We start from the raw sequence: 7,469 nt of genomic DNA, 5'->3' as shown, positions 1-7,469 counted from the left end.
GTCCTCTACCCCCCCTCCCCCCACCCGCAGGTTTTGGTGGTTTTGTATGCCCCCGCCCCCCTCCCCCGCCCCCCCCCCCCCCCAAACACCCCCCCCCCCCCCCCGGCCCCCCCCCCCGACCCAGTATTCCAGAGGCGGTTATTGTTAAGCCGAGAAGCCGCAGCGTACTGGATTCCCCGCTTTCGCGGGGAATGACAGCGGAGGACGGGGCGACATCAGTGCGTCTCGTGCCACGCTTTCCGATTTCCCCGAACGACCGACCCATCGGACTATCTAAGGCGAGCAGCTCTCGTCGCGCGACATCGCGGACGCTGAACGCCGGCGATAGCTGCTCGTTGTTCGGCGTCAGCCGGGATGATCTTGCTTGATGTGCTTTGACTCGTCGCCCGGATGCCGGGCGTCCTCAGACCATCTCTCAGGTCAGGCGCTGATATCTGCGCTTGTCCCCGGCTGCGCGCGCGAGGCGAGATAGGACGATTGCAGTTGCACGGCGGCCTTCGGGCCCTCGGCCAGCATCGCCTGGAAGGCCGCGTCGAGCTGATCGCGACTATAGGTGGCAGAATTGCTTTGACGCGGTGTCCATTGCGATTGCGTGATCGCGGTGGACGCTTTTTCGACGGTGCCGCCAAGCAGCTTGGCGTAATTGTCGGCTCGCCATTGCGCCAGATCAGGTCCACTCAGGCCGGGAGGATCCTCGAGCTTGCCGATCTTTGCGGCCGCCGCGTTGGTCATCGTCGAGGACCCGCCATTGTACAGAGTGGCCACCACCTTGCCGTCAACCTTCACCTGGGCATAGGTGTTCTCAGGTGCATCGTCCGAGGCGGCCGGTTGAGTCGCGTTCGCGCCGTGGGTCATCAGCCAATTCGTTGCCATCAGGTCGCGCAGGACCGGGTTATCAGCCACCGAGATCGGCTTGGCGCCTTGCAGCGGCTTGAGTTGCGACACGCTGATTCCGGGGCTGCTGGTCGCAGCGTCAGTTGCAGTCGACGCCTCCGGCTGGAGATCTGATGTCGTTGTCACATTGGAACCGGACGTTGATGCAGGACGCAGATGGGGCAACGCCGCGCTGGATAGACCTGTAATCATGGAACGCTCCTTCCCACTAAACCCGAGTCTTCGGAACTCAACCTAAGAGAGCAATTCCTGGGCCGATGTCGGAGCCTTGAAGAGACTGGTGTTTTGGCGTTCAGGGATATTTCGGCATCGGTAAATCTTGCCGTCTTGGGCAGGACTTGTTGGGCAGGACTTGTTGGGCAGGACTTGCCGAAGCCGTGGCGCGATGTCAGCCGGAGCAAAACGCTGCTGGCCGCATCCAGTACGCCGCGGCAGCTGTTTTGAATCTCGACGTCTCGGAATACTGGATTCCCCGCTGGAGCCCGTCATTGGGCTAGCCGAAGGCGAGACCCGGTGGCGGGGAATGACAGTTGAGAGTGGGGCGACGTCAGCGCGCTTTGCGCGATCCCCGCCATACTTCGCGACGATTGCGCGGCACGCTCGATTTGTCCCGCCGGATCAAACGTTTCCTACAATCCACCGCGCGGCGCGCCTGAAGTCACCGGCTACTGTGCATGGGGTAGTTTTCGCGTTTTTTGTCTTGAGGCCCTGGGGACCTCAGCTCGAAGCTACCGATTTCCGCCGAACAGCCGGTCCATCAGCCAGCCGTCGAGGCCTGCTGCGGCTTCCGGCCGCACATTGGCGCGCGTCGGAGGCGGGCGATAGCCGCCACTGCTCGCCGGTGCCGGTCCAGGCGCCACCGCCGTCGGCGGCGACACCTGCGATGCCGCCTGCGCGAGGTTCGAGAGGCCCCAGGTCGCTTGCGAGTTCGGCAAGGCGGCCACCGGCACGCCCTCGTGCGCCGTGCGCATGAAGCGCGACCAGACTTCGACGGGCAGGCCGCCGCCGGTCGCCTTCTTGGTCGGCGAGTTGTCGTCATTGCCGAGCCAGACGCCGGTGACGAGGTTGGCGGTGTAGCCGATGAACCAGGCGTCGCGATAATCCTGGCTGGTACCGGTCTTGCCGGCCGCCGGCCAGCCGGGGATCTCCGCCTTCTTGGCGGTGCCTGATATCAGCGTCTCCCGCATCATCGTGTTCATCATGCCGACATAGCGCGGGTCGATCACCTGATTGCGCTCTTCCGCTTGCCGCATGTAGAGCAGCTTGCCACTGAGCGTCCTGATCCGTGTGACGACATGCGGCGCCACGGCGAAGCCGCCATTGGCGAAGGGGGCGTAGGCGCCGACCAGCTCGACGACCGAGACTTCGGAGGTGCCGAGCGCGATCGAGGCATTGGGCTCGAGCTTCGAGGAGATGCCGAGCCGGTGCGCGGTGCGCACAACGTTCTTCGGCCCGACCTCGAGACCGAGGCGGATGGCGACGGTGTTGAGCGACATCGCCAGCGCCTGCGTCAGCGTCACCGCGCCGAAATATTCATGGGTGTAGTTCTCGGGCTTCCAGCCCTTGACCTCGATCGGCGCGTCCTGGCGCACCGTGTCCGGCGTCAGCCCCTGCTCGAGCGCGGTCAGGTACACGAACGGCTTGAACGAGGAGCCCGGCTGGCGCTTCGCAGTGACCGCGCGGTTGTACTGGCTGTCGGAATAGTTCCGTCCGCCGACCAAGGCGCGCACCGCGCCGTCGGGCGTCATCGCCACCAGCGCGCCCTGGCTGACATTGAACTTGACGCTCTTGGCCGCGAGCTCGTCGATGATGGCGGCTTCCGCCACGCTCTGCAGCTTCGGATCGATCGTGGTCTCGACCTTGATGCTCTCGTCGATCTGGCCGACCAGATCGTCCAGCACCTCGCCGATCCAGTCGGCGACGTAGTTGAGCGTGCCGGCGCCGGCCGGCTTCACGTTGTAGGAGGGGTGGCCGATCGAGGCCTGCGCCTGTGCTTCGGTGATGAACTTGGCATCCGCCATCGCCGCGAGCACGATCTGCGCGCGCGCTTCCGCGCCTTCCGGATTGCGGTTCGGCGCCAGCCGCGACGGCGATTTGACGAGGCCCGCCAGCATCGCGGCCTCGGCGACGGTGACGTCCTTCGCCGACTTGCCGAAATATTTCTGCGCCGCGGCCTCGACGCCATAGGCGCCCGAGCCGAAATAGACGCGGTTGAGATAGAGCTCCAGAATCTCGTTCTTGGAATGCTTGCGCTCCAGCCAGATCGCGAGCTCCGCCTCCTGCAGCTTGCGCGCCATGGTCCGCTCCTGGGTCAGGAACAGGTTTTTCGCGAGCTGCTGCGTCAAGGTCGAGCCGCCCTGCGAGACGCCGCGATGGAGTACGTTGGTGACGAGGGCCCGCAGGATGCCAATCGGGTCGATGCCGAAATGCGAGTAGAAGCGGCGATCCTCGATGGCGATGAAGGCCTTCGGCAGATAGGGGGGCAGGTCCTTCAGCGAGACGTTGGCGCCCGCCATCTCGCCGCGCTGCGCCAGCATACTGCCGTCGATGCCGACGATCTGGATCGTCGGCGGGCGCTTGGGAATCTCCAGCGACTGGATCGGCGGCAGATGGGCGCCGACATAGATCACGACGCCGATCACGGCGATCATGCCCCACAGGCCGAGCACCGCACCCCAATAGACGAGGCGGCCGAGGCTGAAGCCTCCGCCCGATTTCGACCGGCGCTTGGCGCCGCTGCGGCCGGCTTGTGCCTTCCGCTCGCGCGGCGGCTCGTCGCCGGCATCCTCGCTCTTGCGCTTGGCGGATGATTTCGTTGATTTCTTCGGCTTGTCCTCGCCGCCGGGGACGCGGTCGGCCGCGGTCAGGCGCAGATCGGCGAGCGCAGCAGGCAAGCCGAACAACGGCTCCTTCCGCCCACCCTTTTTCTTTCCCCACGCCATACGCAAAACGCCCGGTCAGCCCGCCCCGCCGCACGCTACCGGTCGCTGTTTAAGGCCCGGTTACCCAGAGCTTAACGCGCGATTAGGAGGTGCGGCATTCGCCTGCCGCAGTTCCGCTCGCCGGGCGGCAGGGCTAGGATCGCCCGCATAAAACAAGAGGGAACCGGCATGGGCCATATCGATCCGAGCAAGGAGATTTTCGCGCAGTTCCGGGACAACGACCGCCCCGGCCCGATCCACATGCTCAATCTGGTGCGTTTGCGCAAAGAGGCGGCCTATCCTGACGGCCGCAAGGCGAGCGGCGCGGAAGCCTACGCTGCCTATGGCCGCAACAGCGGCCCGGTGTTCGAGCGCCTCGGCGGCCGCATCGTCTGGCAGGGCAAATTCGAGCTGATGCTGATTGGCCCGCAAGAGGAGCGCTGGGACCATTGCTTCATCGCCGAATATCCAAGCGTTGCCGCCTTCGTCGAGATGATCCGCGATCCCGTCTATCGCGAAGCGGTGAAGCATCGGCAGGCCGCGGTGGAGGATTCACGGCTGATACGGCACGCGGTGCTGCCGGTGGGGAAGAATTTTGGGGAGATACCGGAGTAGATGTCTCTGCGCGCATCTCCCTCCGCCGTCATGGCCGGGCTTGACCCGGCCATCCACGCCCTTGCCTTGCCGCTCCAAGAACGTGGATGCCCGGGCCTTCGCCGCGCCGAAGCGGCTTCGGCCGCGCAGGCGGGACAAGCCCGGGCATGACGTCGTTGAGGCAGTTGTTTCCGAGAACTAATCGATCGGGCCGGCATCCTCCAGGATCGGGCCGAACAGCTCCCAGCGCTCACCGTTGAACTTCATCATCTGAAGCTGCTTGTTGACGCGGTAGTCGGTCGGCGAGGTGTTGGCCTTGATGCCGGGCAGCGCGGTGTCACTGACGACGTCCTTCAGCGACGCGGCCTGCTTCATGACGTTCTCGCGCGTCAGGTCGTCGCCGCACTGCTTCAGCACATGGACCAGCAGCTGCGCCGTGCTGTAGCCGTAGGTGTTGAAGTTCGAGTCCTTGTCGCCGTCCGGATAGTACTTCGCCATGAAGTCGAAATACCTCTTCAGGCCGGCATCGTCCTTCCAGGTCGGATCGAGCGGTTCCTTGCCGTAGTTGACGCTGATCAAACCCTTGGCGGCATCGAGGCCGGCCGGCTTCAGCACCGCGCCGACCGAGGTGGCGTTGATGTCGACGATCTGCACCGGATGCCAGCCCATCTCGGCGATCTTCTTGATCGCTTGTGCGGCCTGCTTCGGCGTGGTGGCGCTGAAGAACAGATCGGCGCCGGCGTCCTTGATCTTGAGGACCTGCGAATCGACGGTCGGATCGGAGACTTCGTAGGAGGCTTCGGTCACGATCATCTTGGCGGCCTTGTCGCCGAGGCCGGCCTTGATGCCGTTCAGATAGTCCTTGCCGAGGTCGTCGTTCTGATAGAGCACGCCGATCTTGGCGTTGGGATGCTCCTTCAGAATGTACTGGCCGTAGATGCGGCCTTCGACGAAGTAGTTGGGATTGAAGCCCATGGTCCACGGGAAGTTCTTCGGATCGGTGAACCTCGATGCGCCGGTGGCCGCGAACAACTGCGGCACCTTCTTGGAGTTGAGATATTTCTGCACCGCCGCGTTCACGGGCGTGCCGATGATCTGGAAGGTCAGCAACACCTCGTCGCTCTCGACGAGCTTGCGGATCTGCTCCACGGCCTTCGGCGGCGAATAGGCGTCGTCATACTGGATCAGGTTGATTTTGCGACCGTTGACGCCGCCCTGGTCGTTGATCATCTTGAAATAGGCGGCCTGGGTCTTGCCGATCGACGAATAGACCGATGCAGGTCCCGAGAACGGCATGGTCTGTCCGACCTTGATCTCGGTGTCGCTGGCGCCCGGATCATATTTTTTCTGGGCACTGGCCGTGGTGACCGACAGCGCCAGGGTCAGCGCCGTTGTCGCGGCCAGATGCAGCATTCCATTCCTCATTCGCAATTTCCTCAGTTTGTTATTGCCGATGATCTGCCCGGATGCTCTTGCGCACAGGACGTCACCGCTGAGGGCGATTGTGGATGAGGCGTTGCTGCAACGCAAGGTGGGTGGAGACGCGCAGTTCGTAGGGTGGGTCAGCCTTGCGGCTGCGCGAAGCGCAGTCCGCCAGGCGTAACCCACCACTTCTGTTGCCGCGGATGTCGAAGAGGTGGATTACGCCGAGCAGATGCGCTTTGCGCATCTGCAGGGCTAATCCACCCTGCGCAGTTACTAACCCGCCGGGCCGTTGTCCTCGATGATCGGGCCGAACAGCTCCCAACGCTCGCCGTTGAACTTCATCATCTGCATCTGCTTGTTGACGCGATAATCGTTCGGTCCGGTGTTGATCTTGATGCCGGGCAGCGCGAAGCTCGGGGTGAAGTCCTTGATGTTGGCGACCTGCTTCATCACGTTCTCACGCGACAGGTCGTCGCCGCACTGTTTCAGCACCTGCGTCAGCAACTCGGCGACCGAATAAGCATAGGTGTTGACCGTGTTGAGCTTGTCGCCTTCGGGGAAATACTTGTCCATGAAGGCGAAGAACGCTTTCACGCCCGGATCGTCCTTCCACTGCGGGTCACTCGGCTCCTTGCCGTATTGGGTCGAGATGATGCCCTTGGAGATGTCGAGGCCGGCCGGCTTTAGCGTCGCCGAGATCGGGCTCGCGTTGATGTCGAGGATGTGCACCGGCGTCCAGCCGAGCTCGGCCACCTTCTTGATGGCCTGCGCCGCGAACTTCGGCGTCGAGGCATCGTAGAAAAGATCGGCACCGAGCGACTTCAGCTTGACCACCTGCGAGTCGACGGTCGGGTCGGTGACCTCGTAGGACACTTCGCCGACGATCATCTTGGCGGCCTTGTCGCCGAGGCCGCTCTTGAGGCCGGCGAGATAGTCGCGGCCCATGTCGTCGTTCTGGTAGAGCACGCCGATCTTGGCATTGGGGTGATTGGCGAGAATGTACTTGGCGTAGATGCGTCCCTCGGACACGTAGTTGGGATTGTAGGCGATGGTCCAGGGATAGTTCTGCGGATCGTTGAAGCGTGCGGCGCCGGTGGAGGCCAGCAGCTGCGGGATCTTCTTGCCGTTGAGATATTTCTGCACGGCGGCGTTCGCGGCCGTGCCGATGATCTGGAAGGTGAACAGCACCTCGTCGCCTTCGACGAGCTTGCGCACCTGCTCGACCGTCTTCGGCGGCGAATAGGCATCGTCATACTGGATCAGATTGATCTTGCGGCCGTTGATGCCGCCCTGATCGTTGATCATCTTGAAGTAGGCGGCCTGGGTCTTGCCGATATTGGCGTAGACGGAATAGGCACCGGAGAACGGCACGGTCTGGCCGATCTTGATCTCGGTGTCGCTCGCGCCGGTGTCGTATTTCTTCTGGGCGAGGGCTTGGCTGGCGGAGAACGCGAAGGCGAGCGCCGCCGTGGCAGCTATGAAGGCTCTGCGATTGTTCATCTTGGTTGTTCCTCCTGACGGAATTTCCGGTCGACGGTCTTTTCCCGTTGATTGCAACGGTCGCCATCGCTGCCGGAGAGTGTGGAGGAAGGTCCGGCGCCGCGCAAGGATCGCGACGCTGCGCCGTAGCGTCTC

At 63.4% G+C, this 7,469-nt stretch carries 5 protein-coding genes; 1 reads left to right on the top strand and 4 read right to left on the bottom strand.

Annotation, left to right across the window (positions count from 1 at the left end; genetic code table 11):
* Positions 1-420: 420 nt before the first annotated feature.
* Positions 421-1,086 (bottom strand): hypothetical protein, encoded by a 666-nt coding sequence (locus AC0L3X_RS16325; protein ID WP_063980050.1) that lies wholly within the window; start codon positions 1,084-1,086, stop codon positions 421-423.
* 536 nt (positions 1,087-1,622) lie between these two features.
* A complete protein-coding gene (locus AC0L3X_RS16320) occupies positions 1,623-3,836 on the bottom strand; it encodes a transglycosylase domain-containing protein (protein ID WP_063980049.1) in 2,214 nt (737 codons plus the stop codon).
* A 168-nt stretch (positions 3,837-4,004) separates the two neighbouring features.
* Between AC0L3X_RS16320 and AC0L3X_RS16315 the strand changes: the two genes are divergently transcribed.
* Positions 4,005-4,430 carry a DUF1330 domain-containing protein gene (locus AC0L3X_RS16315; RefSeq protein ID WP_063980048.1) on the top strand — a complete coding sequence of 142 codons (426 nt, stop codon included), beginning with the start codon at positions 4,005-4,007 and terminating at the stop codon, positions 4,428-4,430.
* A gap of 177 nt (positions 4,431-4,607) precedes the next feature.
* Here the strand turns inward: AC0L3X_RS16315 and AC0L3X_RS16310 are convergent, their stop codons facing one another.
* Positions 4,608-5,834: an ABC transporter substrate-binding protein gene (locus AC0L3X_RS16310; protein ID WP_063980047.1), complete on the bottom strand. Its 1,227-nt coding sequence runs from the start codon at positions 5,832-5,834 to the stop codon at positions 4,608-4,610.
* Between the two features lie 273 nt (positions 5,835-6,107).
* Positions 6,108-7,334 (bottom strand): ABC transporter substrate-binding protein, encoded by a 1,227-nt coding sequence (locus AC0L3X_RS16305; RefSeq protein ID WP_063980046.1) that lies wholly within the window; start codon positions 7,332-7,334, stop codon positions 6,108-6,110.
* Positions 7,335-7,469: the final 135 nt, after the last annotated feature.

Source organism: Bradyrhizobium sp. MI1.7 (assembly GCF_055811795.1).
This window is presented reverse-complemented; position numbering and strand designations above follow the sequence as displayed.

Excerpts from the sequence above, each read along its gene's own strand:
- AC0L3X_RS16320 (WP_063980049.1), bottom strand. The coding sequence starts at position 3,836 with ATGGCGTGGGGAAAGAAAAAGGGTGGGCGGAAGGAGCCGTTGTTCGGC.
- AC0L3X_RS16315 (WP_063980048.1), top strand. The coding sequence starts at position 4,005 with ATGGGCCATATCGATCCGAGCAAGGAGATTTTCGCGCAGTTCCGGGAC.
- AC0L3X_RS16305 (WP_063980046.1), bottom strand. The coding sequence starts at position 7,334 with ATGAACAATCGCAGAGCCTTCATAGCTGCCACGGCGGCGCTCGCCTTC.
- AC0L3X_RS16325 (WP_063980050.1), bottom strand. The coding sequence starts at position 1,086 with ATGATTACAGGTCTATCCAGCGCGGCGTTGCCCCATCTGCGTCCTGCA.
- AC0L3X_RS16310 (WP_063980047.1), bottom strand. The coding sequence starts at position 5,834 with ATGAGGAATGGAATGCTGCATCTGGCCGCGACAACGGCGCTGACCCTG.